The organism is Euzebya tangerina, from assembly GCF_003074135.1.
Classification (GTDB): domain Bacteria; phylum Actinomycetota; class Nitriliruptoria; order Euzebyales; family Euzebyaceae; genus Euzebya; species Euzebya tangerina.
Genome location: NZ_PPDK01000001.1, coordinates 1543922 through 1566499, shown reverse-complemented (window position 1 = coordinate 1566499; position 22578 = coordinate 1543922). Strand labels below are relative to the sequence as shown.

The 22578-nt window shown below is 70.3% G+C and carries 26 protein-coding genes; 6 read left to right on the top strand and 20 right to left on the bottom strand.

The genetic code is table 11. From position 1 onward, the window contains the following. Positions 1-5: 5 nt before the first annotated feature. Positions 6-809 (top strand): TauD/TfdA dioxygenase family protein, encoded by an 804-nt coding sequence (locus tag C1746_RS07255; RefSeq protein ID WP_205711757.1) that lies wholly within the window; start codon positions 6-8, stop codon positions 807-809. 49 nt (positions 810-858) lie between these two features. Here C1746_RS07255 and C1746_RS07250 read toward each other — a convergent pair whose 3' ends face one another. The 5 genes from C1746_RS07250 to C1746_RS07230 form a co-directional block, all read right to left on the bottom strand. Next, positions 859-1287, bottom strand: coding sequence for a PGPGW domain-containing protein (locus C1746_RS07250; protein ID WP_116713966.1), 429 nt, complete (start codon positions 1285-1287; stop codon positions 859-861). Between the two features lie 51 nt (positions 1288-1338). Then, positions 1339-3129, bottom strand: a complete 1791-nt coding sequence (locus C1746_RS07245; RefSeq protein WP_116713965.1) for a serine/threonine-protein kinase — start codon at positions 3127-3129, stop codon at positions 1339-1341. Positions 3130-3235: 106 nt separating this feature from the next. Beyond that, complete coding sequence (locus tag C1746_RS07240; protein ID WP_116713964.1) at positions 3236-3958, bottom strand: VIT1/CCC1 transporter family protein; 723 nt, start codon at positions 3956-3958, stop codon at positions 3236-3238. Between the two features lie 146 nt (positions 3959-4104). Continuing rightward, a complete protein-coding gene (locus tag C1746_RS07235) occupies positions 4105-4623 on the bottom strand; it encodes a Clp protease N-terminal domain-containing protein (protein WP_116713963.1) in 519 nt (172 codons plus the stop codon). Positions 4624-4626: 3 nt separating this feature from the next. Then, positions 4627-4857: a helix-turn-helix domain-containing protein gene (locus tag C1746_RS07230; RefSeq protein WP_116715612.1), complete on the bottom strand. Its 231-nt coding sequence runs from the start codon at positions 4855-4857 to the stop codon at positions 4627-4629. Positions 4858-4955: 98 nt separating this feature from the next. Here C1746_RS07230 and C1746_RS07225 point away from each other — a divergent pair, with 98 nt between their 5' ends. Then, on the top strand, positions 4956-5957 hold the full coding sequence (locus C1746_RS07225; RefSeq protein WP_116713962.1) for a carbon-nitrogen hydrolase family protein: 1002 nt from the start codon (positions 4956-4958) through the stop codon (positions 5955-5957). Between the two features lie 13 nt (positions 5958-5970). Here C1746_RS07225 and C1746_RS07220 read toward each other — a convergent pair whose 3' ends face one another. Continuing rightward, on the bottom strand, positions 5971-6381 hold the full coding sequence (locus C1746_RS07220) for an iron-sulfur cluster assembly protein (protein WP_162867486.1): 411 nt from the start codon (positions 6379-6381) through the stop codon (positions 5971-5973). Further along, positions 6378-7424 (bottom strand): amidohydrolase family protein, encoded by a 1047-nt coding sequence (locus C1746_RS07215; protein ID WP_116713960.1) that lies wholly within the window; start codon positions 7422-7424, stop codon positions 6378-6380. Before C1746_RS07215 ends, C1746_RS07220 begins: the two co-directional genes overlap by 4 nt. A gap of 145 nt (positions 7425-7569) precedes the next feature. On the opposite strand from C1746_RS07215, the gene C1746_RS07210 reads away from it, so the two are divergent. Next, positions 7570-8256: a FadR/GntR family transcriptional regulator gene (locus C1746_RS07210; protein ID WP_162867485.1), complete on the top strand. Its 687-nt coding sequence runs from the start codon at positions 7570-7572 to the stop codon at positions 8254-8256. On the opposite strand, the gene C1746_RS07205 is transcribed toward C1746_RS07210, so the two are convergent. From C1746_RS07205 to C1746_RS07160, 10 genes are read right to left on the bottom strand one after another with little or no spacing between them, the layout of a single operon-like run. Then, positions 8229-9152, bottom strand: a complete 924-nt coding sequence (locus tag C1746_RS07205) for an HpcH/HpaI aldolase/citrate lyase family protein (RefSeq protein WP_205711756.1) — start codon at positions 9150-9152, stop codon at positions 8229-8231. The two genes, C1746_RS07210 and C1746_RS07205, sit on opposite strands and share 28 nt — an antisense overlap. Next, on the bottom strand, positions 9139-9753 hold the full coding sequence (locus C1746_RS07200; protein WP_116713958.1) for a cysteine hydrolase family protein: 615 nt from the start codon (positions 9751-9753) through the stop codon (positions 9139-9141). The genes C1746_RS07205 and C1746_RS07200 overlap by 14 nt, the downstream gene beginning before the upstream one ends. A 40-nt stretch (positions 9754-9793) precedes the next feature. Beyond that, complete coding sequence (locus C1746_RS07195; protein WP_116713957.1) at positions 9794-10948, bottom strand: acyl-CoA dehydrogenase family protein; 1155 nt, start codon at positions 10946-10948, stop codon at positions 9794-9796. A 10-nt stretch (positions 10949-10958) separates the two neighbouring features. Next, positions 10959-11384, bottom strand: coding sequence for a Zn-ribbon domain-containing OB-fold protein (locus C1746_RS07190; RefSeq protein WP_205711755.1), 426 nt, complete (start codon positions 11382-11384; stop codon positions 10959-10961). Positions 11385-11394: 10 nt separating this feature from the next. Next, positions 11395-12546, bottom strand: a complete 1152-nt coding sequence (locus tag C1746_RS07185) for an acetyl-CoA acetyltransferase (RefSeq protein ID WP_116713956.1) — start codon at positions 12544-12546, stop codon at positions 11395-11397. Then, a complete protein-coding gene (locus C1746_RS07180; RefSeq protein WP_116713955.1) occupies positions 12543-12956 on the bottom strand; it encodes a MaoC/PaaZ C-terminal domain-containing protein in 414 nt (137 codons plus the stop codon). Before C1746_RS07180 ends, C1746_RS07185 begins: the two co-directional genes overlap by 4 nt. Beyond that, the gene (locus C1746_RS07175; RefSeq protein ID WP_116713954.1) at positions 12953-13453 is read right to left on the bottom strand and encodes an FAS1-like dehydratase domain-containing protein; all 501 of its coding nucleotides are present in this window, start codon (positions 13451-13453) and stop codon (positions 12953-12955) included. Before C1746_RS07175 ends, C1746_RS07180 begins: the two co-directional genes overlap by 4 nt. Then, complete coding sequence (locus tag C1746_RS07170) at positions 13450-14688, bottom strand: RidA family protein (RefSeq protein WP_116713953.1); 1239 nt, start codon at positions 14686-14688, stop codon at positions 13450-13452. The genes C1746_RS07175 and C1746_RS07170 overlap by 4 nt, the downstream gene beginning before the upstream one ends. Further along, on the bottom strand, positions 14685-16070 hold the full coding sequence (locus C1746_RS07165; RefSeq protein WP_162867484.1) for an MmgE/PrpD family protein: 1386 nt from the start codon (positions 16068-16070) through the stop codon (positions 14685-14687). Before C1746_RS07165 ends, C1746_RS07170 begins: the two co-directional genes overlap by 4 nt. 13 nt (positions 16071-16083) lie before the next feature. Continuing rightward, complete coding sequence (locus tag C1746_RS07160; protein ID WP_116713951.1) at positions 16084-17301, bottom strand: CaiB/BaiF CoA transferase family protein; 1218 nt, start codon at positions 17299-17301, stop codon at positions 16084-16086. A gap of 150 nt (positions 17302-17451) precedes the next feature. Here C1746_RS07160 and C1746_RS07155 point away from each other — a divergent pair, with 150 nt between their 5' ends. The 3 genes from C1746_RS07155 to C1746_RS07145 are packed head-to-tail and all read left to right on the top strand — an operon-like array spanning position 17452 to position 20570. Next, the gene (locus C1746_RS07155) at positions 17452-17970 is read left to right on the top strand and encodes a MaoC family dehydratase (protein WP_116713950.1); all 519 of its coding nucleotides are present in this window, start codon (positions 17452-17454) and stop codon (positions 17968-17970) included. Next, entirely contained in the window at positions 17963-18991 is a 1029-nt protein-coding gene (locus C1746_RS07150) for an LLM class flavin-dependent oxidoreductase (protein ID WP_205711754.1), read from the top strand. Before C1746_RS07155 ends, C1746_RS07150 begins: the two co-directional genes overlap by 8 nt. A 19-nt stretch (positions 18992-19010) precedes the next feature. Further along, entirely contained in the window at positions 19011-20570 is a 1560-nt protein-coding gene (locus C1746_RS07145) for a class I adenylate-forming enzyme family protein (protein WP_116713949.1), read from the top strand. A 24-nt stretch (positions 20571-20594) separates the two neighbouring features. Here C1746_RS07145 and C1746_RS07140 read toward each other — a convergent pair whose 3' ends face one another. Genes C1746_RS07140 through C1746_RS07130 form a run of 3 tightly spaced genes read right to left on the bottom strand, consistent with a single transcriptional unit; the run spans position 20595 to position 22473 of the window. Beyond that, complete coding sequence (locus C1746_RS07140) at positions 20595-21503, bottom strand: cupin domain-containing protein (RefSeq protein ID WP_116713948.1); 909 nt, start codon at positions 21501-21503, stop codon at positions 20595-20597. After that, positions 21500-21811, bottom strand: coding sequence for an AzlD domain-containing protein (locus C1746_RS07135; protein ID WP_116713947.1), 312 nt, complete (start codon positions 21809-21811; stop codon positions 21500-21502). The genes C1746_RS07140 and C1746_RS07135 overlap by 4 nt, the downstream gene beginning before the upstream one ends. After that, a complete protein-coding gene (locus C1746_RS07130; RefSeq protein ID WP_162867483.1) occupies positions 21808-22473 on the bottom strand; it encodes an AzlC family ABC transporter permease in 666 nt (221 codons plus the stop codon). Before C1746_RS07130 ends, C1746_RS07135 begins: the two co-directional genes overlap by 4 nt. Positions 22474-22578: the final 105 nt, after the last annotated feature.

The following is a 22578-nucleotide window of genomic DNA, read 5'->3' as shown; positions in this document are numbered from 1 at the left end:
ACGCCATGCTGCACCTGACCCCCATGGACCCGTTCGGCGTCCGGATCGCGGTGGCGCGGGACGACGGGATCCCCCAGTCGCTCAGCCAGCTCGCTGAGGAGGAGATCGACCAGCTTCGCGACCTCCTCGCCGATCACGGCGTTCTGGTGATGCACGACCCCGACCTCGACGATCAGGGCTTTGCAACACTCCTCCGTCGCTTCGGTCCGCTGATCTTCACCGCCGGCGAGGCGCCGGTCCCCCACGAACCCTCCCTCAACGTGATCAGCAACGTGGGCCGTGAGCGTCCACCGGTCAGTCGCTGGCACACCGACACCAGCTACGTCTCGAGTCCACCGTCCTACACCGCGCTCCGTGCGATCCGAGTGCCAGAGCAGGGCGGCGAGACCCTCTTCAGCGACCAGGCGGTCGCACTCGACACGCTGGATCAGGAGCTGAGCGCCGCAGTGGTCGGCCGGACGATCACCCACGTCGTCACCGGTGTCGACCCGGGCGAGGAGCAGGAACGCCAGGCGGTCCACCCCATCGTGCGGCCACACCCCCGAACCGGTCGGCCGGCGCTGTACCTCTCGACCCGGGATCGTTGTGCGTCGGTGAGTGGGCTGTCGGCCGATGCCGGACGGGGTCTGGTCGACCGTCTGCTGACGCACGCAACACAGGACCACACGGTTCTCCGGCATCGTTGGATGCCTGGTGATGTGGTCATGTGGGACAACGCGCGGGTGCTGCACCGCGGGGACCACAGCGACGTCGTCGGCGACCGGGTGTTCCATCGCGGCATGGTCGGAGCCCAGGGATACCGATCATGAGCTGCGGTGCCCGACCGTCCTCGGCCGCGCTACCGCGGGGACGGCCCGCCTAGACCAGCCGACGGTGTGCGGTGTCTGCAGACCCGCGCGCCTTGATGTCGTCCACCGACTGGCTGCCGGGCAGGGTGTCGAGGTCGGTCGTCACGAGCTGCTCCCGCCACGCGGCCTCGCGGGCCAGCCGGTCCTGCCTGCGGACCTCCCGGACCGCGGAGATGCGACCCATCCGTCGGTCGATGCTGATCAGCATGGTCTTGCCCAGGCCGGGCTTGCCGGACCCGTCCTCGGCGTCTGGCAGCCGGTCCCTGGTCCGGACCAGCAACCGCGCCGCCCACAGCACACCTGCCGAGGCCAGCGTGGTCAGACCGAGCGCGATCACGAGCAGGCCGGGCCCCGGCAGCAGCAGCATGGCAAGCCCGGCGACGACGATGACACTTCCCAGGACCACCAGGTAGGTCTTGCGCACGGCTCGGCCTTTCACGGGGACTGTCCATCGTATCGCCGTCTCGTCTGTCCGGGTGGCCGAGTCTGCCTACTCCTCGTCGTCCTGGTCGTCGTCCTCGTCGTCCAGACCGACGATCTCGTAGGACGTCGCGAACGCGTCGAAGAGCTCGACCTGGGAGTCCCACAGGTCTGCGCTGGTCTGGAAGTTCAGCGCATAGCCGAACTCCTCACCGCTGACGTTGAGGTTGTAGGCGTGCACCGTCCCGGCGTCGGTGTCGTAGGTGTACTCCCAGATCGCGGCGTTCTGGCCGTCGAACGTGGTGGCTTCCAGCCGCAGGCGCCGGTAGTTGGGCTTGGAGGGGCCGAAGTCCTGCTCGAACGCCTCCCAGTTGGCCAGTGCGTCCGGTTGGGGATCGTCGGTCCAGTCCAGGCGCAGGTAGGCAGGGCTGTCCGGGTCGGCGATGTCGGTGATCGTGTCGCTGCGCCGATCGATGGTCCAGCCCGCCGGGTGCTCAACCCGGTAGGGCGCGTCATCAGGGCGGTAGCGCTCCCAGTCGTCCGGCACGTCTCCCTGGCCGAACTCCGTCTCGCCGTCGTCATCGATGGCGATCGGCTCCGCGTCGGTGGGTGTCGGGGCGGGCGAGGGTGGGTCGACCTCGGCGGCCGTCGGAGTCGGGCTCGGGGCGGGCGCGGGGGTTGGCGATGGCTCCGGTGTCGGCTCGCTGGTCGCGGGCGACGTCGGCTGGTCACTCGGCAGGAGTGGTGCCGTCGAGGGTTGGGCGGTCTCGGTCGGGCTGATCAGCGCTGGAGGGACGGCTGCGGCGGCGCTCGCTTCGGCCGCGGCCGTGCCCTCTGCCGAGGACAGTCGCTGAGCCACCAGGAACCCGGTTCCGGCAACGACCAGCAGGGCGCCGACCGTCAGGCCGACCACGGTGGCGATCGACGCCGATCGGCGTGACGTCGGCGGCTCCGCTGACTGGGTGGCCCGCGCTGGAGCGGCGTCAGTCCGAGGCGCAGAAGGTGGTCTGTTCGACGTCGATGTCGCCCGCCGCGCTGTCACCCTGCGAGGAGCCCGTCCATCGGCGACGGCCGTCAGCGAGCCGGCGAGTTGGTCGTGGCCCGGTCGAGCCGCCGGGTCGCGAACGAGGACGCCGAGGAGGACGTCGGCGAGGGGGCCGGCCCGCTGTGGCTGCCGGGGTGGTTCGTTGGTCACCTGGTTGATGGTGGCAACCGGAGTGCCTCCGCCGAACGGGGCCGTTCCCTCGACGGCGTGGTAGAGCGTGGCGGCCAACGACCAGAGGTCGCTGCGGTGGTCGACCGGATCGCCGGTGGCCTGCTCCGGGGACATGTAGGCCGGCGAACCGATCACCATGCCAGTCATGGTCAGCCGGTCGTCGTCGACCAGCATGGCGGTCCCGAAGTCCGTCAGGCGCGGCGTCCCGTCGGGCTGCACCAGCACGTTGCTGGGCTTGACGTCGCGGTGGACGATGCCGAGGTCGTGGGCGGCACGGAGGGTGGCCAGCAGCTGCAGACCGAGCCTCGCGGCGGCGGCCGGCCGGAGCGGGCCGTCGCGGGCAACCAGCCGCGCCAGGTCCGGGGCGTCGACCAGCTCCATGACCAGGTAGAGATCGGCGTCCTCGGTGACGACGTCGAAGATGCTGACCGCACCGGGGTCGGCCATGCGGGCGGTGACGCGGGCCTCTCGCATGACCCGCTCCTCGGTGGACAGCGTGTCGCCGGAGTGGCCGACTCGGTCGAGGCGGATCCGCTTGACGGCTACGGGTCGCTCGAGGGTGGTGTCGACGGCCCGCCACACCTCACCGGTGCCGCCAGTGCCCAGGCGTTCACCCAGCTCATATCGGCCCGCGACGAGGGTCATCCCACCGTCTTAGCCTGATCCGCGCGGTTCGTCAGCCGTGCGGTACTGGTCGGTCGTCGCCTTGGCGGGCGGAGCGAGGAGGCGCCAGCCAGTCGGTGGCGCGTCGCTAGCCCGCGACCGAGACGCCCAGCAGGGCGCCGATGCCGTAGGTGAAGCCCATCGCGAGCGCTCCGCCGACCACCAACCGGACGACCGCGGGACGAAGGGGTGAGGCGCCGAGCCGCGCACTGAGCGCACCGGTGAGGGTGAGCGCCACCAGCACCCCGACGAACGCGATCGGGATTCGCGATCCAGCGGGTGGGATCAGGATCGCAGCCATCGGCAGGAGGGATCCGAGCACGAACGCGATTGCCGAGGCGACGGCTGCCGCCCAGGGGTTGGCCATGTCCTCGGGCGTGAGTCCCAGCTCGACGTCAAGGTGTGCCGCCAGCGCATCGTGCTGGGTCATCTCCGTCGCGGCTGCCCGAGCCGTGGGGGCTGACAGCCCCTTGACCTCCAGCAGCGCGACCAACTCCTCGAGCTCCTCCTCCGGCATCTCCTCGAGTTCGGCCTCCTCCTTCGCGATCAGGGCGTTCTCGGAGTCCCGCTGGGTGCTCACGGAGACGTACTCGCCCAGGGCCATCGAGACCGCTCCCGCCACGACGCCGGCCACGCCCGCGGTGGCGATGGCGCCGGTGGAGGTTGTTGCGGCGGCGACGCCGACGACCAGGCCGGAGATGGACACGATCCCGTCGTTCGCGCCCAGCACACCCGCTCGCAGCCAGTTCAGGCGCGCGGCGGTCGACTCCGCGTGTGGCTCGTCGTCGTGCAGCGATCCGGCCGCATTCATCCGTGGCGCTCCCGACCGCCCTGCAGGCACACGATGCCGACCATGCGAAGATCCTACGCGCGGCGCTGTTCGACACCGCGGGCATCGACGTCACCACGGCGCCTGTTCGGTCCTCGCTGTTGCGACCACCGGCGGGGCACCGGTCCTCAGGCCGCCCGCCGCACCCGGTCAACCTCGACCTCCACCTGGCTGCGAGTGATCCCGGCTTCCCGCAGGTCTGCGGCTACACGGCCGCCGCGGCGGAACATGGCCAGGACGATGTGCTCGGGGCCGATGTGCCGGTCCTTCCGGGCCAGCGCCTCCCGCAGCGAGCGTTCGAGGAGCGTCTTCGCGGCACTCGTGAACGGAATGTGGCCGCCTCGTCGGTGACGGCCCAGACGGCGGACGGCCGCCTCACCGAAGGTCCTGACCATCCGCGCTCGCACCACCTCGACATCGACGCCGAGCGTGGCCAGGAGTTGTTCGTCCGACCGGTCCATCCGTTCCCGCACTGCCGCGGCAGTCAGGCCGCCGGTCGTCAACAGCGCCCCGCCGAGCGGTTGGCCGATCACCAGCAGGGCGAGGAGCAGGTGCTCTTCGTCGATTGCTCGCTCGCCCCGCTCGCGGCCGATCCGCTGGGCCTCGACGACGACTTCGCGCGCATCCTCGGTGAATCGCTCGAACATGGATCATCCTCTCCGTAGGCGGGGGCGGCCGTGCTTCTTGTGGACGGCCTGCTTGGAGACGCCGAGGGCTTCTGCGATCTGCCGCCAGGTCCAGCCCTGCTCCCGGGCGTTGTCGACCTGCAGCGCCTCCAGGTCGTCGGTGAGGCGACGGAGCGCTGCCACGGCTCGAAGGCCGGTGTCCGGGTCGCGGCTCGACGCCGCACCGGCGGCGGTGACGACAGGGGGGGCAGTCATATCGTCAACATACGTTGACAGATCACACTCGTCAACCCAGGTTGACCGGAGGATCACGAGCAGCTTGACGGTCAATCCTCTGATGTTTAGGGTGCGGTATGACCACCGTTCGCGCCGCGGCCGTGCACGCCGCTCCGATCCTCCTCGACACCGCCGCCTCGACCGACAAGGCCCGCTCGTTGATCGCCGACGCAGCCGAGCAGGGGGCCACGTTCGCGGTGTTCCCGGAGGTGTTCCTGCCCGGATTCCCCTACTGGATCAACTGCTATCCGCCCATCGTCCAGGCCAGGCTGCACCAGCGCTACGCCGCCGCATCGGTCATGGCCGACGGCCCTGAACTCGCCGCGGTCGCGGAGGCGGCGAAGACGCACGGGATGACGGTCGTCATGGGGTTCAGCGAGCGGAACGGCGGAACGCTCTACAACAGCCAGGCGACGATCGACGCCGACGGCCAGATCCGCTCGGTGCACCGCAAGCTCCAACCGACGTTCGCCGAGCGCACCGTCTGGGGGCAGGGCGACGGCTCGACCCTCCGGGTGGTGGACACCGCGGCGGGCCGCGTCGGCGCGCTGGCGTGCTGGGAGCACACGATGAACCTGGCCCGGCAGGCCCTCGTGGTCCAAGGCGAGCAGATCCACGCCGGCTCATGGCCGGGGCTGTCGACCCTGGCCGGCTTCAACGAGGTCTTCGACCCGCAGGTCGAAGCCATGAGCCGAAGCCATGCCATCACCGGCCAGACCTTCGTGGTCGTGGCCAGCAACCCGGTCACCCAGCAGATGCTGGACGTGATGGCCGAGGCACTCGGAGAGCAGGAGTTCGTCGGTGTCGGTGGCGGCTGGTCGGCGATCATCCACCCGATGACGCCGTACTTGGCCGGACCGCACATCGGGTCCGAGGAGACGATCCTGGTCGCTGACCTCGACCTCGACGAGCTCGGCGGCGTCAAGGTGTTCGTCGACTCCGCCGGCCACTACGGGCGTGCCGAGGTGCTGCGCCTGGACATCGACGACCGGCCGAAGAGCGCGGTCGCCTTCGGCGGCAGCGGATTCGCTTCCGGTGAGCCCCGCGAGGGCGACGAAACAGCGGGCGCCGCCGACTGACCCCCGCGCGCGGTCAGGCGGTCACGATCGGCAGGCGCGTCACGCGCCCCGGCGCGGTTCCCAACTGCTCCGCCAGCCCGGTCGAGTTCGCGGCAAGCCGGTCGCGCAGGGTCGGGTCCATCTGCTCTGGCACCCACGTCCACACCGTCTGGACACTGGCGCTGGTGACACCAGCTGTGCGCTCGGTCGCCGTGGTGATCGCATCGATCAGGTGGTGGGTGAAGGCGCACCCGATCTCGGTGAGCGCAACCCGGACCTCGACGACGCCCTCGCTGTCCGCGGTGATCCCTTGGACCAGCCCGAGCTCGGTGATGCTGCCCGGAAGGCCCGCCGCCGCCAGGCAGGGGTCGTCGATCTCGGCGAGGGCCGCGGCGACCCCGGCCGCGAGGTCGGGGTCAGGTCCGGGCGTCGGAGCCGCGGTCACGCGTTCGCCGGCTCGCCGTTGACAGCCGTCCATCGCTCACGCAGGCCGTGCTCGGCCTTGTAGGTCGAGAACCGGTCGCTGGCCAGCGCCGCCGCCCGCTCCTCGACGTCGATCCCGTGCAGCCGGGCGAGGGTCCCGCCCATGATCATGTCGCGGATCTCCTCGGTGAGCTGCAGTGGGCTGCCCTCCGGCATCTGGAAGTTCTCCATCGCCTCGATCACCGCCTGCGGGTGCGGGTTCACGGCGGCGGAGGCGTAGATGACCTTGTGGGGCCCACCGAAGCCGATGAAGTTGCCGAGGATCTCCTGCAGCTTCGGCGGGTTGAGGATCGCCAGCAGCATCGAGGCCTCCATCGTGACGTAGACGTTGGGGTGGTTGGCGATGAGGAACGTGGTCTCGTCGATGAACATGAAGCCCGCGTGGATGACCTGGAAGTTGAGGTCGGGGAAGACGTTGGCCGCGGTCGAGACGTCGTCGACCCCCATGCCCTCGGTCGAGACCGGCCCGATCGGCAGCACCTTGTGCCAGCCGATGTTGGTGACGCCGGCGTCCTGCGCGATCTGCAACGCAGGGAACATGCGGTCCACCGGCCACGTCTCCGTCCGCCCCTCCATGTAGCGGGAGGGGTAGAACTTGAGACCGTCGGCGCCGTTCTCGACCGCCATCTGCGCCTCGGCCTCGATCTCCTCCGGCTCGGCGAACATGTCGATCCCGACGTACAGCAGCACCCGGTCCGGGTAGTCGCGCTTGAGCTGGATGCCCTTATCGGTGGCAGTCAGCCCATCCCGGTAGGCGTCGTAGATCGGCAGGGTGTGGACGGCGCAGATGTCGGTGTCGGACTCGAGGAGCATGGTGTCCATGAACTCCTCGGTCTGCCACTCCCGCTCCCACGCCTGCCGGTCGAAGGCCGTGGCGGGGTCGTTGACCAGCGGGTAGTAGCTGTGCATCACGTCGGTGAAGATCCGACCAAAGCGGCCGACCTGGTTCTCCGGCGCGAAGTTGTAGGGGTGGCACACCCCGTCGATGACGAAACGGTCGCTCACGGCTGCTCTCCTCTGGGTCCGGTTCGGACCTCGGACAATACATCAGATGTTTACGCGACGGAAGGTCGTTCTCACGGGCGGGTACGCTCGGTCACCGAGGTGGTTCGGCCAGCCATCTCACACGGAGCGCGAAAGGGGTGACCGGATGGCGTCGGCCTCAGACAAGGTCGCCAGCGAGTTGCGCGACCGAATTGTGTCGGGCGACCTGTCACTGGGCGCGAAGCTCCCGAACGAGGGGGAGCTCGGCGACCTCTTCGGCGTGTCGCGGCTGACGGCGCGGGAGGCGCTGAAGGCGCTTGGGTCCGAGGGCCTGATCGAGACCAAGCGGGGCGTCAACGGCGGCAGCTTCATCGTGGCACCGGCGCCCGCCCACGTCGCCGACCGACTGGAGACGTCCGTGGGCCTGCTGTCGGCCGCCGAGGTCCTCAGCGTGCAGGATCTGCTCGAGGCCCGGTCCATGGTCGAGGTGCCTGCTGCGCGTCTGGCAGCGGAGCGGCGCACCGAGGACGATGTCACGCAGCTGCGGATCTGCGTCGAGGAGGAGGTGGAGGTGTCCTCCGCCCTCGATGTGCGTCTGGCCTTCCACGACCGGGTCGTGGGGGCGTCGAAGAACCCCCTGCTGTCCATCATGAGCCGGTCGGTCCATCAGCCACTGCGCACCCGATTCCTGCGAGACAAGGCCGGCGCGGCGTTCTGGCGTGACGTCCATCACGACCATGGGCGGATCGCCGATGCCATCGCGGCCGGCGACGCGGATGCTGCAGCTGCCGAGATGGCCGCGCACCTGGACCGGCTGCGCATCACCTACGAGGTCATCGATCCCGTCGAGTAGGCCACGCGCGCCAGGACCTCACGGGCCGTCCGAACCACGGCTACATCGATCAGCCGGCCGTCGGCGTCCACGCAGACGCCCGAGCCGCGGGCCTCGGCCTGCTCGAAGCGGGCCACCACATCCGCGGCCCGTGCCACCTCTGCCGCCGTGGGGGTGAACACCTCGTTGATGACGGCGACCTGTGCGGGGTGGATGGCCTGCCGGGAACGGAACCCCTGCCGTCGCAGCGCGAGCGTGTCGGCCCGGAGCGTGTCGAGGTCGGTGAAGTCCGTCGACACCGGTCCCGCGGGTGGCGGCAGTCCACCGGCTGCTGAAGCCACGACCACGGCGGCGCGGTGGGGCAGCAGTTCGCGGCCGTCTGGGGAGGGCTGCAGGTGCAGGTCGGCGGCCAGATCCGCCTCGCCCATCGCGAGTTGGACCAGGTGGCCGCAGGCGGCGAGAGCCGGCGCCTCCTGCACGCCGATGGCGGACTCGATCAGTCCGATCAGCGGAGGGAGCCTCGTGGCGCGCTCGGCCAGCCAGGCGGCGACGGTCCGTACACGATCCACGGAGGCCTTCGAGACCAGAAGGGCGTCGGGCAGGTGACCGGTCATCGACTCCAGATCCGGGGCCGGTGCGCTGCCGTCGATGCGGACGACTCGGTGCGGGTGGTGGGTGCGCTCAGGGTCGGCGGGCCCGTCCGTCGGGCCCGTCGCGGAGGGCTCACGCAGCCAAGCGGCCACCGCGGCGCGGGCATCGTCCTTGCGGTCGGGGGCGACGCCGTCCTCGAGGTCGGCCACGATGACGTCGGCGCCGGCGGTCTCGGCCTTGCCCAGCAGGTCCGGCCGGTCGCCAGGCACGTACAGCAGGCTGCGGGCGTGGCCCAGGCGTGACGCCGCCGGCTCAGCTCCAGGCACCGACGACGTCGTCGGTCGAGGCCACCCAGCCGAAGCCGAAGCCGATGGCGGTCAGCGCATGCTCGTGGCGGGCCTGCTCCAACTCGCCGGTGGCGTCGGACACCACGACCGTCCGGTAGTCCCGTTGGGCGGCGTCCCGGGCCGAGGTCTCGACGCACATGTTGGTCGTGACGCCGCACAGGACGATGTTGCGGATGCCCTGCGAGGTCAGGTACGGCTCCAGCCGGGTGCCGTAGAAGGCGGAGTAGCGGTTCTTGTCGATGATCTCCTCACCCTCGGCAGGGGGCAGGTCGTCGACGATCTCGGCGTCCCAGGTGCCGTCCTCCAGCGAGCGGATGTCCTTGATGGCCGGCAGCAGGTCGGCGACCAGCACCCCACCGTCGGCGTAGTCCGGCCGGTAGACGTAGCGGGTCCACACCACGGGCACCCCCGCCTCCCTGGCGGCGGCGACCAGGGTCTTGCAGCCCGCTATGGCGCCGCCGGTCATCGAGACGTCCATGTCGAGGGTCCCGAAGGAGCCGTCGGGGTGGCAGAACCCGTTCTGCATGTCGATCACCAGCAGGACGGTGTCTTCGGTCAGGTCGGTGTCGGGCAGTGGCATGTCGGTCTCCTCGCTGTTGGGTCGGTCGGATGTGGTGGGGTCAGAGGCCGTCGCGCAGCAACGAGCGGGCGATGACCAGGCGCAGGATGTCGTTGGTTCCCTCGCCGATGGCCATCAGCGGGGCGTCGCGGTAGAGCCGCTCGATCTCGAATTCGGTGGAGTAGCCGTAGCCGCCGTGGATCCGCATGGCCTCGAGCGAGCACTCGATGGCGACCTCGGAGCAGAACAGCTTGGCCATGCCCGACTCGCGGTCGGTTCGCTCGCCGCTGTCGAAGCGGTCGGCGGCCCACCACATGAGCAGCCGGCCGGCCTCGATCTTGGTGGCCATGTCCGCGAGCTTGAGCTTGATGGCCTGGAACTCACTGATCGGCTGCCCGAAGGCCTCGCGCTGCTTGGCGTAGTCCAGGGACTGCTCCAGCGACGCGGTGGCGATCCCGATCGCTCGGGCGGCGATGTTGACCCGCCCGATCTCGAGCGCGGACAGGGCCTGCTTGAGTCCGGTCCCCTCGGTGCCGCCCAGCAGGTTCCCGACGGGCACGCGGGCGTCCTCGAGCACCACCTCGCAGGACTCCGGGCCCTTGTAGCCCAGCTTGCCGATGTCCTTCGACACCGTGAACCCCGGCGTGTCGCCGTCGATGAGCAGGACGCTCATGCCGCGGTGGGAGGGGTCGGCGGACGGGTCGGTCTTGACCAGCACCGGGAGCGGGTCGGCGTGCCGGGCGTTGGTGATCCAGGTCTTGGTCCCGTTGACCACGTAGTGGTCGCCGTCGAGGGTCGCGGTGGTGGAGATGCCCTGCAGGTCGGATCCGGCTCCCGGTTCGGTCAGCCCGATCCCCGAGCGCCGCGCGCCGGTGGCCAGGTCCGGCAGGTAGCGCTCCCGCTGCTCGTCGGTGCCGTACTTCAGGATCAGGTTCGTCGCCAGTGAGTGGGAGCCGAGGATCCCAGCCAATCCCATCCAGGCCTTGGAGATCTCCTCGAAGACGATGCCGTAGGACACCGCGTCGAGTTCCAGACCGCCGAACCGCTCGGGCACGAGCATCCCGAACAGACCCATCTCACCCATGGCGGCCACGAGCTCGTCGGGGTAGATCCCCTCGCGCTCGTAGCGGGAGGCGACGGGGCGGACCTGCTCGGCGACCCACCGTCGCATGACGTCGCGGAACTGGGCCTGTTCGTCGGAGAGTGTGAAGTCCATCTGCGGTTCCTCAGGGTTGGGACGGGGTGGGGGTGAAGACCGGCAGGGCTCGGCCGTCGGGCAGCGGCCACCAGCCGACGGTGACGGACCGGCCGGTGAACGGTCCGGTTTCAGGGTCGACGTCGAGCCGGGTCATCAGGCGTGGGCCCTCGGCCAGGTCGACCAGGGCGATCACGTAGGGGGTCTCGAGGTCCGGGTGGGGGGCGCGGTGGACCACGGTCGAGGCGTGGACCACACCCTCGCCGCTCGCCGGCTCGAGGGTGAGTTGGTCCGTCGCCCCGCAGGTCGTGCACAGCGCCCGGGGGTAGTGCTGGGCCGTGCCGCACGCCGCGCAGGTCTGCAGGACCAGGCGACGATCCCGGGTGGCGTCCCACCACCCCGTCGTGATCCGGTCCTCCAGCGGCGGCTCAAGTGGGTTGGGGTGCCCGGCGCTCATCGGTGCGCACTCATCGGTCGATCCCGAGGATCGTGGTGGCGTGGGTCGAGAGGATCCCACCGGTGCCGTGGCACAGCGCCAGCTCGGCACCCCCGACCTGGCGGGCGCCGGCCTCGCCCCGCAGCTGCCGGACGGCCTCGATCAGCAGGAAGATCCCGAACATGCCAGGGTGGCAGTAGCTGAGGCCACCGCCGGAGGTGTTGAGCGGGAAGCCGCCGCCCGGTGCGATGCGGCCGTCCTCGACGAAGGCACCGGCCTCACCCGGCCCGCAGAAGCCGAGGGACTCCAAGGTGAGCAGCACGGTGATCGTGAAGCTGTCGTACAGCTGCGCGACGTCGATGTCGGCCAGGTCGACCCCGGCGGCTGCGAGCGCAGCCGGCCCGGTCACCGCGGCTCCGGTCTGCAGCAGATCAGGGGCCTGCGAGATGGCGTTGTGGGTGGTGGTCTCGGCGAACCCCAGGACCTGGACCGGCGTGGTGGGCAGATCACGGGCGCGGTCAAGGGAGGTGAGCACCACCGCACCGCCGCCGTCGGTGACCAAGCAGCAGTCCAGCGCGGACAGCGGCGTGGAGAGCGGCCGGCTCTCCAGCACATCAGCCACGGTCAGCGGACCCTCGTCGTGCCGGTAGGCGATCGGATTCAGCAGCGCCCACTCGCGGGCCGCGACGGCCACCTCGGCCAGCTGGGCCCGAGTGGTGCCGTGGGTGTACATGTGCCGATCAGCCGCGAGGGCGTAGGCGGAGATCGGCTGCAGCGGACCGTACGGCGCATCGAACTGGGCGTCCGGGACGTGGGCTTCGACGACACCACCCAGGGACCGGGACGACGCCGAGCGCTGGTTGGACCCGTAGGCGATCACGACGACCTCGGCCTGGCCGGTTGCGATGGCGGTGGCGGCGTGGCCGACGAAGATCTCGTAGCTGGCCCCGCCAGCGAACGTCGAATCGGTCCAGCGCGGCTGGATGCCCAGGTACTCGGCCATCGCGGTGACGGAGAACCGGGCGGCACCGTTGGTCGCGAAGCCGTCGACGTCGGCCGGGGTCAGGCCCGCTTCGGCCAGCGCCCGGGTCACCGCCTGGGTCTGCAGTTCGGCGATCGAGGCACCGGTGATGCCGAGCTCGGACTCGGCGACCCCGACGATGGCGACGTCGCGTAGGGTCATGCGGCTCCCTCGCCGGCAGGCAGTCGGACGACCGTCTCTGCTCCGCGGATGGCGACGGTCCCCGCGTCGGTGGTGATCTGCTGGGTGATGGTGACCAGACCGTCCCCGGCGGCGGTGACGGTCCCCGTGACCGTGGCGGTCTCACCGGCGAACACCATGGCGCTGAAGCGGAACGCCATCCGGGTCGGCCAGCTGCCGGGCGGGAGGCCGGCCAGCGCCTGCGCTGCGAGCATTGCGCCCAACTGCTGCCCGTCGACGATCGGGCTGGGCAGGCCGGCCTCTGCGGCGGCGTCGGCGTCGTGGTGGGTGGCGTACCAGTCCCAGGTGGCGCCGGCATAGGCGACCAGCGTGACGCTGTCCAGGTGACGGGTGAAGGGCGGCAGCTCGGTCCCGACGCTCGGGGCGCTCATCGAGGTGCGTCCAGGGCCTGGTAGATGGTGGTCTCCACGTTGGTGGCCAGGTGGTCGCCCGTGGTCGTGGCGACGGTCTGGGAGGAGGTGACGATCAGCATCGCGCGGCCGTCCCGACCGGTCTTCTCCACGGCGTCGTCCAGCCGCCAGGTCACGTGCAGGACGTCCTCGGGCTGGGCAGGGCGACCGAACTCGTAGGTGTGGCCGCCCCGGATCTCCCGGGTCCCCGGGATCTCGATGTCCCAGCGGTGCCCGATCGAGCCCATCGCGTCAGGCTGCCGGTCGGCGTACGCGTTGGTCTCCACGACGAAGGTCGGCGGGGCCACGACATCGGCGAACCCGGCGTCGGCCGCAGCGCCTGCGTCGGTGTACACCGGATTGGTGTCGCCGATCGCCACGGCGAAGTACCGGATGGCGGCACGGCCCAGCGGCTCCGGCGCGGTGTAGGTGGCCTGCTCGCCGATCCGGGCGCGGAGCTCATCGGTGAGCAGGCTCACGACGTACCCTCCGCATGCGGATCCCCACCCGCGGCGGCAGCGTCGTCGAGGATCGCGAGTGGCAGGACCTCGAGCTCGAACTCGGGTCGTAGCAGACCCTGGCAGATGATTCCTGTCGAGGATGGATATGGCTCGGCCAGCAGCCGCGAGCGGACGGCCGCGGTCTCGCGGTAGCGCGGTAGCCCGGCGGGCGTGACGAACTCGACGGTCTCTACCAGGTGCTCGGGCCCGGCCCCGGCAGCCTCGAGGACGGTGATGATGTTGCCATAGGTGTACTCGGCCTGGGCGGCGATGTCGCCGGCGTGGACGGCCTGTTCGGTCTCGGGATCCAGCGCCGCCTGGCCGGACATGAACAGCACGTTGCCGGCCCTGACCGCCGGCGAGTAGGTCAGCTTCTCGTAGCGCTCCCAGCCGGGGTTGATGGCCTCCAGCGGCGCCGTCGATGCCATCAGGTCCAGCTGGATCAGCGCGCCCGGGTGTGCCAGGCGCGACATCAGGATCCCGGCCGATCCGGGGTAGGGGGCGGCCAGGTGGTCGCGGCGGATCCGACCGGTCTTCTTGTAGTCCCGGAGGGTGTCCGGCGTCGTGAAGTCGACCACGAAGCCGACGTTCGACCAAGCCAGACCGGCGTCCTCCAGCATGCGGGCCGCCCGGTCGTAGACGGCCTCGGTCTGGGTGAGGAGGTCCTCACCGAGGATCTTGCCGTCGTCGTCCACCGGCAGGACCGATGGCAGATAGGTGATGCCCTCGGCCGCGCGAGCCGGCGCGTCGGCCAGCAGCCCCGGGCGGGTGGAGTCGGCGACCACGGCCCGGCCGCCGCCGGGGGCCGCCGTGATGGCGACCTCGATGAGCGCGTCGGGCCGGAGCAGCGCGTCGACGCAGATGGTGTTGACGGCCGGCGCGGCCGAGCCCACTCGCTCGCGCCGGACCTCCGCGGCGATGGCGACGTCGTCGATCCCGGCACGGGTGATGTTCTCGGTGACCTTGACACAGTCCTCCAGCGTCAGCCCCGCGGCCTCCAGGATCCGCTCGACCTTGTCGTACGCCGTGTTCGCCTGCGCTCGCATGTCACCGTCGACCACGATCCGCCCGCGGTCGGGGCTGTACTCCGACGCCGAGTGGCCGGACAGCACCACCTTCCCCTCGGCACCACCGGTGCGCAGGCCGAGGGAGAAGCTGTAGCGCTGGTAGTCGAACCAGGGGAAGTCCGTCGGGGTGATGGGGGTGAAGGTCACGTCGTGGATCCTGTCAGCTGCGGGGGTGTGGTGTCCTCGAGGGCGGCGAGCATCACCTCGAGGGCTGCGGGGCTGCCGCTCCGGCGCAAACCGTCAACGGCTGTCGCCAGCGCCGTCGCCCGCTCCGAGCCGAGGGCCGCCACCATCTTGCGCTGGACCACCTGGTCCAGATCGGGGTCGTCGGGGCCGCCGCTGCTGTGCGCCACGCGGCCCTCGGCGGTGTGACCGTCGACCCAGGTGATGGCGACCCGTCCGGGTGCTGCGGCGGCCGGGCCGTCCGACTCGACCAGCCGGACGTCGGTCCGGTCCACCAGTGCGAGCAGCGCCGGGTCTGCCAGCCGCCCCGCGGCGAACGTCGTGGCCGTCACCGCGCCGTCGTGCAGCATCGCCGCGAGCGACCAGACCAGGGAGAACTTGGCCTCGTACGGCGTTCGTGGCCGGCGCTTGGTCGCGTCGGGTTCGGCGACAACGTCAGCGGCCGCTCTGGGCAGGTCGACCGTGATGGACGTGATGTCGGCCAGGCCGTGCTCGTCCACCTGCGGGCCGATCTCGACGGCCGCGTCCAGCGCGGCGTGGACCAGTTGGCAGGCCGGGTAGGGCTTGATCGTGATGCGGGTCGCCTCCCACCGCTCATCCAGAGCGTCGGTGACAGCTTCGGGCGGAACCGCCGTCCCGGTGAAGGTGGCGAAGAGGCCGTTCGTCCCCTCCAGCGCGGCGGCGGGGCCGGCGATGCCCTGTCCTGCAAGCCGAGCTGCCATGACCCCGGCGTGTGCCGCCCACCCCGGGTGGACCTGCTTGGTCGATGAGCCATCGGCCAGGAATTCGAGCAGTCCCGAGGACATCGACGTGGCCAGGGTCATGGCAGCCGCGATCCCCTGCTTGTCAGCGCCGGATAGGCGGGCTGCCACCGCGGCGGCCGCGGGGGTGCCGCACACCGATGTGGCGTGGAACCCGCGGGCGTGGAAGCCGTGGCGGACCGCCGTGCCGAGTCGGCAGATGATCTCCATCCCGACCGCGATGGCGGCGAGGATCTCAACCGGCCGGGAGCCCTGTACCTGCCCGACGGCCAGCCCCGCGGCGACGGTTGGCGCTGAGGCGTGGACCAGGCCTGCAGCGTGGGTGTCGTCGAAGTCCAAGGCGTGGATGGCGGTACCGAGTACGAGCGCGGCAGAGGGGGCAGCCAGCGACACGCCGAGACCGGGCAGCCTGCAGGGACCTGCGTCACCCGCGACCGCTGCCAGCGCCGACTGCACGACCGGCGTCCCGCGACCGGCCCAGGCGCAGGTCAGGGCATCGGCGAGGTGCCGAGCGACAACGTCCTCGACGTGGTCCGGGATCGTTGCGTTCTCAGCCCACTCCGCCAGGTCTGCGGCGAGGGTCACCGGGCCCTCGCACTCATCCGTCGGCCACCGACCCGAAGGCGCCTGCATCGCGGAGTGTTCGCACCCGCGCCTCGTCGTAGCCCAGCTCTGCCATCAGCACCGCGGCGTCGGCGTCCCGCTCGGGCGCCGCCGCCCGTCCCGGTCCCTGGTCACCGACGCGGACGGCGGTCCCCGGCAGTCGTAGCTCGCCGCGCCGCGGATGGTCGACGGTGACGATCGAGCCGCGAGCCTCGATCTGCGGATCCTGCAAGGCGGTGGCCACGTCGTTGACCGGGCCTGACGGCACTCCGGCATCACCGAGGATCGCCAACCACTCCGCCGTCGGCTTGGTCTGGAAGGTCTGGATCAGGATGTCGAGCAGCGACTCTCGATGTTCGGCCCGGGCCGTGAAGTCGACGTAGCGGGGGTCCGTCGCCAGCTCGGGCCTGCCGATGGCCTCGGCCAGGCGCACGAAGAACTTCTCCTTCGCACAGCCGACCACCATCCAGCCGTCGGCGGTCCGGAAGTTCTGGAAGGGGACCAGCGACGGATGGGCGGAGTCGGCCCGGCGGGTTGCCTGGTGAGACTCGTTCAACCACCACGTGGCCGGGTAGGTGAGCATCGAGACAGCCACGTCGAACAGGGAGACGTCACAGTCGCAGCCGATCCCGTCGCGCCGCGCCTGGTGGACGCCGGCCAGCAGGGAGAAGGCTCCGAGGACACCACCCAGGTAGTCGACCAGCGACAGACCGGTCTTCGTGGGTGGTCCATCCGGCTCACCCGTCAGCGACATCCACCCGGTCAGCCCCTGGAGGATGTAGTCGTAGGCGGGGTCCTTGGCCCGCGGGCCGGTCATGCCGTACCCCGACACCGAGGCACACACGATCATCGGGTTGACGTCGGCCAGGGCGTCGTAGGTGATGCCGAGCCGCTCGGGCAGGTCACCACGGAGGTTGGAGTAGACGGCGTCCGCCCCCGCGACCAGATCGCGAAGCACCTCCTGCCCGGCCGCCGTGGACAGGTCGAGGGAGAGGGACCGCTTGCCACGGTTGAAGGTCTGGAAGAACAGGCTGTCCTCGGCCTCGGCATCCGCGAACGGCGGCACGTACCGCCCGACATCGCCACCGGTCCTCGCATCCTCGATCTTGATGACCTCGGCCCCGAGATCAGCCAGGTGCAGCGAACCGAACGGGCCAGCCCCGTACTGCTCGACCGCGATCACCCGGATGTCGCTCAGGGGGGCGTCGGGCATCAGGCAGGCTCCTCGGTGGGCTGGGTGTCACACCGCTCGGCTGGTCCGGGTGACGGTCCGTTCAAGACGGTGTCCAGCGGCACCGTAAAACATCTGATGCTTTGGACACAACAGCTTGCGAGGCAATCATCAGATGTTTATTGTGCGGCTATGGCCGACGTGGCGGACTGGCAGGGGCGGTACTTCGAGGACTTCGCGGTCGGGGACGTCCATCAGCACCAGCGTGGCCGGACCATATCGGAGGTCGACAACACCTGGTTCACGTTGCTGACGATGAACACCAACCAGATGCACTTCAACCGCCACTACGCCGAGCGGTCCACGTTCGGCAAGCTGTTGGTCAACAGCGGCTTCACCATCGCGCTGGTCCTCGGGATGACGGTGCAGGACCTCTCCGAGAACGCGATCGCCAACCTCGCGATGACCGACATCGCGCTGACCCACCCGGTGTTCGTCGGCGACACGCTGTACGCCGAGAGCAAGATCACCGACCTGCGGGAGTCCAACTCGCGCCCCTACGCCGGCATCGTCTCGGCGATGACCCGCGGGCTGAACCAGGACGGCGATGTGGTGATGACGTACAACCGGACCGTGATGGTCTACAAGCGCTCAGCACCCCAGGACAAGGACCTGTTCCCCCGTGCAGAGGAGCCGTGGCCCGATGCGTGATCTGCCGCGCACCACCCTGATGCCCTGGGGTGAGTCGATGGCCGAACTCGGTCAGGCAGCCCGAGCGGCGGACGAGGCTGGCGTCGCGGGGCTCTGGAGCGCCGAACTGCAGCGCTCGGCCACCATCACCGCGTCCGTGCTGGCGGCCAACTCCGAGCACGCGGTCGTCGGGACCGGCATCGCCTGGGCCTTCTGCCGGACTCCCATGACCACGGCCCTGGAGGCCATGGACCTCGACGAGCAGAGCCAGGGCCGGTTCGTCCTCGGCCTCGGCTCCGGTGTGCGTCGACTGGTCGAGTCGTGGCACGGCGCCGAGTTCGACCACCCGGTCGAGCGGCTGGAGGAGACCGTCGAGGTGATCCGCGCCGTCATCGCCGGCGCACCAGACGAAGAAGAGATCGAGGCGGGCGGAGAGCTGGTGTCCACCTCGATCCGCGGCTGGGACCGAGGGCACACCCAGCCACGCCGAGCCATCCCCGTCTACCTGGCAGCCGTCGGGCCGAAGATGTGCGATCTGGCCGGACGGGTGGCCGATGGGTGGCTGGGGCACGAGCTCGGATCGCCCGAGTACCTGGACCAGGTCGTTCTGCCCCGGATTCGCGAGGGGCTGGAGGCCAGCGGCCGGGACCGGTCCGACATCGACCTGGTCGCCTCGGGCTGCTGTGTGATCGACGAGGACGGTCCGGCGGCCCGGCGGCGCGCGGCCGGTCTGGTTGCCTTCTACGCCACGGTGAAGACCTACGCGGACTTCTTCGCCTTCCACGGCTTCGGCGACGAGGCCGCCGCGATCCGCGAGGCCTTCCGCTCGGGCGACACCGCTGCCATGATCGCGGCTGTGCCTGATGAGATGGTCGCCGCCCTGACGTTCGCCGGCACCCCGGACGAGGTGGAGGAGAAGCGCGCGGCCTACGCGGGGCTGGTCGACGGGCTGAAGCTGAGCCCCCCGACCCACCTGGTGTGCACTGAGGTGACCCGTGAGGCCCAGGCGTCCATCCTGGATCACCTCGGGAGGGCCGCGTGATCGCGAAGGGAGAACACGAGTGAGCCTGCTCCCCGGCGGCGACCGACTCCACATCGCCAGCGGCATCCGTGAGTTCGCGCTCGCCTCGCCCGGAGCCGTGGCGGTGGTCGACGGCGATCGCTCCCTGACCTTCCGCGACGTTGACCGGCGCGCCTCACAGGTGGCGCAGGCACTGCTGTCGCGGGGGCTCGGTCGGGGCGACTTCGTCGGCGTGGCGCTGGGCAACCGGCTCGAGTACCCCGAGGTTGCCGCCGGGATCGCCAAGGCCGGCATGGTCTCGGTCCCCCTGAACCCGCGGTACACCAGCCGCGAGGCCACCCACGTCCTCACCGCCGGGCACGTGGCCGCGGTGATCGGCGACGACGCGCTGGCCCACCTGTACGGCGATCACGCCGGCCAGCTGTTCGACACCGTGTTCGGGATCACCGACGGCGGCACCGACCCGCAGGTCGGCGAGCCGTACGAGCGTGTGCTCGACGACGCCCGGCCCGAGGACCCTCGCGCCCCCGTGGGCGATACCGACCCGTACTCCTGCACCTTCACCGGCGGCACCACCGGTCTGCCGAAGGGGGTGCTGCTCAGCCACCGATCCCGTTCGCTGATCTTCCTGGGCGGTGCGCTCGAGTGGGGCCTGGGGCCCGGCCGCCGGACCATCGCCGTCGCGCCGATGTACCACGGTGCCGGGTTCGCCTTCGCCTACATGGGACCGGCGACCGGCGGGAGCGTGGCGATGCTGCGCTCCTGGGATCCCGAGCAGTTCCTGGCGCTGCTCGGCACCTACCGACCGCACTCGGTCTTCCTGGTCCCCGCCCACCTGCAGATGCTGCGGGCGATGGGTGAGTCGACGCTGGCCGACGCCAACACCGAGGGGCTCGAGGTCATCTACTGCAACGCCGCTCCCCTCCCCCAGCCGCTCAAGCTCTGGGCCATGGACTCGCTGCCGGACGTCGGCTTCCACGAGGTCTACGGAGCGACCGAGACCGGGGTGGTGACCAACTGCCGTCCGGTGGACATGCGCCGCAAGGAGCGCTGCGTGGGACCCGCCTGGTTCCTCAACACCATCAAGCTGATCGACCCCGACACCGGGCAACCGGCCGAGCCCGGCCAGCCCGGCGAGCTGTTCACCCGCTCACCCATGGTGTTCAACGGCTACCTCGACAACCCCGAGGCGACCGCGGCGGCGGTCGACGACGACGGCTTCGTGACCGTCGGCGACATCGCGGTCAAGGACGAGGACGGCTTCTACTACATCATCGACCGGGTCAAGGACATGATCATCAGCGGCGGCACCAACGTGTACCCGCGCGAGGTCGAGGAGGTCGTGATCACCCATCCGGGCGTCGCCGAGTGTGCGGTCATCGGGGTGGAGGACGAGACGTGGGGCGAGAGCGTGACCGCCGTGGTCGTGCGCCGTGACCCCGGTGCCTCAGGAGAGGTCGCCACCGCGGAGGCGCTGGACGCCCACGTCCGTGGGCATCTGGCCGGCTACAAGGTCCCCAAGCGCTACGACTTCGTCGACGCCCTGCCGAAGTCCGCTGCTGGGAAGGTGCTCAAGCGGGAGATCCGCGTGACGACGTGAGTCCTGAATCACGTCCGGGCCTGCTCATGACCTCGTGTTCGCCGCGACGACACGATCCCAGGTGCCGTCGAGCTTGACGTACAGCAGCGCGCCGTCCGCGCTGGTCATCGGGTGATCGACGACGCCCGCCGGTCTCTGCAGATAGGTGCCGGTGCCGTGCATCTCGCCGGCGATCTCGTAGCTGCCCTCGAGCACCACGTGCTCGTAGGCCGCGGTGCCGTGGGCCGAGCCCGACTCGGTGTAGCCGGGGAGCAGCCGGACCAGCAGGGTCTGGCCGTCGGTCCACGGGTTGTGGCTGAGCACCCGCACGGACAGCCGGTCCAGATCCATCCCCTCGAACGGCCCCCGGTGGCGGGCGACGACCGGTCCGGGGATCTCCGGGAGCAGTCCTGAGCTGCAGCGGACCCAGCCGCGCGGCCCCACCGTGTCTGCGGCGAACGCACCCTCCGTCGTCCCGTCCAGCGCGTTCGTCCCCGCCTCCTCGTCGGGCCGGATCACCCGTGACGCCCCCTCGCTGTCCTCGTCGGGGTCGACACCTTGGAAGCCCAGCAGCGCGGTGAACCCGTCGGCCGTCTCGGCGGCGTGGACGTAGCCGGGCGGCCGCCAGAAGTAGTCGCCGGCCCGGAACTCGCCCTCACCGTCGATGCTGACGGTGCCCTCCAGGACCAGGCACTCCTCCACCGAGTCGTGGTAGGCGTTGGTGAGGTCGCGGTAGCCGGGTTCAACCCGTATGAGGTCCAGTCGGCGCGTCGTGTCATCGTCCAGGCGCAGGGTCTTACGGTGGTAGCGGGCGAACAGGTCGTCCACCCGCTCCCGCGGACCGAGGTTGTCACGGAAGGCCGGAGCCATGTTGGCCAGCACATCCAAGCCGTTGATCCAGGGCATCGTGGCGGTGTCGATGACGGTCCGGTCAGGCGTCGTGGGTGTGGTCATGTGGCAACTCCGGTCGAGCGGAACAGGGCGGTCGTGAGCAGGGCCACCAGGAGGACGACGATCAGTGGGGCTCGCAGCAGCACAGCGATCCCGGCAGCCAGGACACCGGGCAGCCGGGCGTCGATGGTCAGATCGCCGCCGCTGGCGAACGTCTGCGTGGTCACGAGCCCCGCGATGATGGCAGGGGGCAGGAGTCGGAGGACCTCCTCGACCTGGCTGGAGATGTCGCGGCCGGCCAGGACGGTCACGCCGATCCACCGGAACGCGTAGGTCCCGAGCGCCAGGACGACGACAACCGTCCAGGTCATGCGTTGGGCTCCCGGTCCGGCTGCGATGGCTCGGCCACATCGCGGTCCACCGCCACGACCGCGACTGCGGCTCCGACCGTGGCGAGCAGCACGGGGATGCCGCGCGGCAGCACCGGCGTCGTGGCGACCGCAGCAACGGCACCGACGGCGGCCGCCACCCGGCTGCGACGATCGGTGATCGTCGGGGCCAGCAGACCCAGGAACAGCGCGGGGAGTGCCACATCGATCCCGAAGCGGCCCAGATCGTCCAGGCTCCCTCCGACCACAGATCCAGCCATGGTCCCGAGGATCCAGGAGAGCCAGACGGCCACGCCCGACTCGAGGTAGAAGCGCCGCAGGTCGGCTGGCCGCTCCATCCTGATGGCCAGCAGGACGGAGGCATCGACCACCAGATGGGCGGCCAACGCACGCCTGATCGGGCCGACGTCGAGGCGCGGCGAGATCACCAGGCCGAGCGCGACCAATCGGCTGTTCAGGACCAGCCCGGTCACCAGGGCAGCCGTCGCCGCCCCTCCGGCCAAGAGGATGGTGAGTGCCCCGAACTGCGAGCTCGGCCCGAACACGACGACCGACATGACCGTCAGCATGAGCGGATCGGCCCCACCCGCGACACCAACGGCGCCGAAGGACACGCCGAAGACGAGTGCCGGCAGGGACCACATGGCCAGGATCCCGGCGCGGGTCCGTAGCGGAGGCAGGGCGGTGATACCTCTGATGTTTACCACAGGCCCGCGGGAGTCTTGCATCCAAAACATCTGATCTTTAGA

Bases quoted from the DNA above. Each gene is read 5' to 3' on its own strand.
- C1746_RS07135 (WP_116713947.1), bottom strand. From the start codon at position 21,811: ATGACCTGGACGGTTGTCGTCGTCCTGGCGCTCGGGACCTACGCGTTC.
- C1746_RS07200 (WP_116713958.1), bottom strand. From the start codon at position 9,753: ATGCCACTGCCCGACACCGACCTGACCGAAGACACCGTCCTGCTGGTG.
- C1746_RS07130 (WP_162867483.1), bottom strand. From the start codon at position 22,473: ATGTGGTCCCTGCCGGCACTCGTCTTCGGCGTGTCCTTCGGCGCCGTT.
- C1746_RS07225 (WP_116713962.1), top strand. From the start codon at position 4,956: ATGACCACCGTTCGCGCCGCGGCCGTGCACGCCGCTCCGATCCTCCTC.
- C1746_RS07160 (WP_116713951.1), bottom strand. From the start codon at position 17,301: ATGCCCGACGCCCCCCTGAGCGACATCCGGGTGATCGCGGTCGAGCAG.
- C1746_RS07155 (WP_116713950.1), top strand. From the start codon at position 17,452: ATGGCCGACGTGGCGGACTGGCAGGGGCGGTACTTCGAGGACTTCGCG.
- C1746_RS07245 (WP_116713965.1), bottom strand. From the start codon at position 3,129: ATGACCCTCGTCGCGGGCCGATATGAGCTGGGTGAACGCCTGGGCACT.
- C1746_RS07195 (WP_116713957.1), bottom strand. From the start codon at position 10,948: ATGGACTTCACACTCTCCGACGAACAGGCCCAGTTCCGCGACGTCATG.
- C1746_RS07140 (WP_116713948.1), bottom strand. From the start codon at position 21,503: ATGACCACACCCACGACGCCTGACCGGACCGTCATCGACACCGCCACG.
- C1746_RS07190 (WP_205711755.1), bottom strand. From the start codon at position 11,384: ATGAGCGCCGGGCACCCCAACCCACTTGAGCCGCCGCTGGAGGACCGG.
- C1746_RS07255 (WP_205711757.1), top strand. From the start codon at position 6: ATGCTGCACCTGACCCCCATGGACCCGTTCGGCGTCCGGATCGCGGTG.
- C1746_RS07235 (WP_116713963.1), bottom strand. From the start codon at position 4,623: ATGTTCGAGCGATTCACCGAGGATGCGCGCGAAGTCGTCGTCGAGGCC.
- C1746_RS07185 (WP_116713956.1), bottom strand. From the start codon at position 12,546: ATGACCCTACGCGACGTCGCCATCGTCGGGGTCGCCGAGTCCGAGCTC.
- C1746_RS07240 (WP_116713964.1), bottom strand. From the start codon at position 3,958: ATGAATGCGGCCGGATCGCTGCACGACGACGAGCCACACGCGGAGTCG.
- C1746_RS07150 (WP_205711754.1), top strand. From the start codon at position 17,963: ATGCGTGATCTGCCGCGCACCACCCTGATGCCCTGGGGTGAGTCGATG.
- C1746_RS07210 (WP_162867485.1), top strand. From the start codon at position 7,570: ATGGCGTCGGCCTCAGACAAGGTCGCCAGCGAGTTGCGCGACCGAATT.
- C1746_RS07230 (WP_116715612.1), bottom strand. From the start codon at position 4,857: ATGACTGCCCCCCCTGTCGTCACCGCCGCCGGTGCGGCGTCGAGCCGC.
- C1746_RS07180 (WP_116713955.1), bottom strand. From the start codon at position 12,956: ATGAGCGCCCCGAGCGTCGGGACCGAGCTGCCGCCCTTCACCCGTCAC.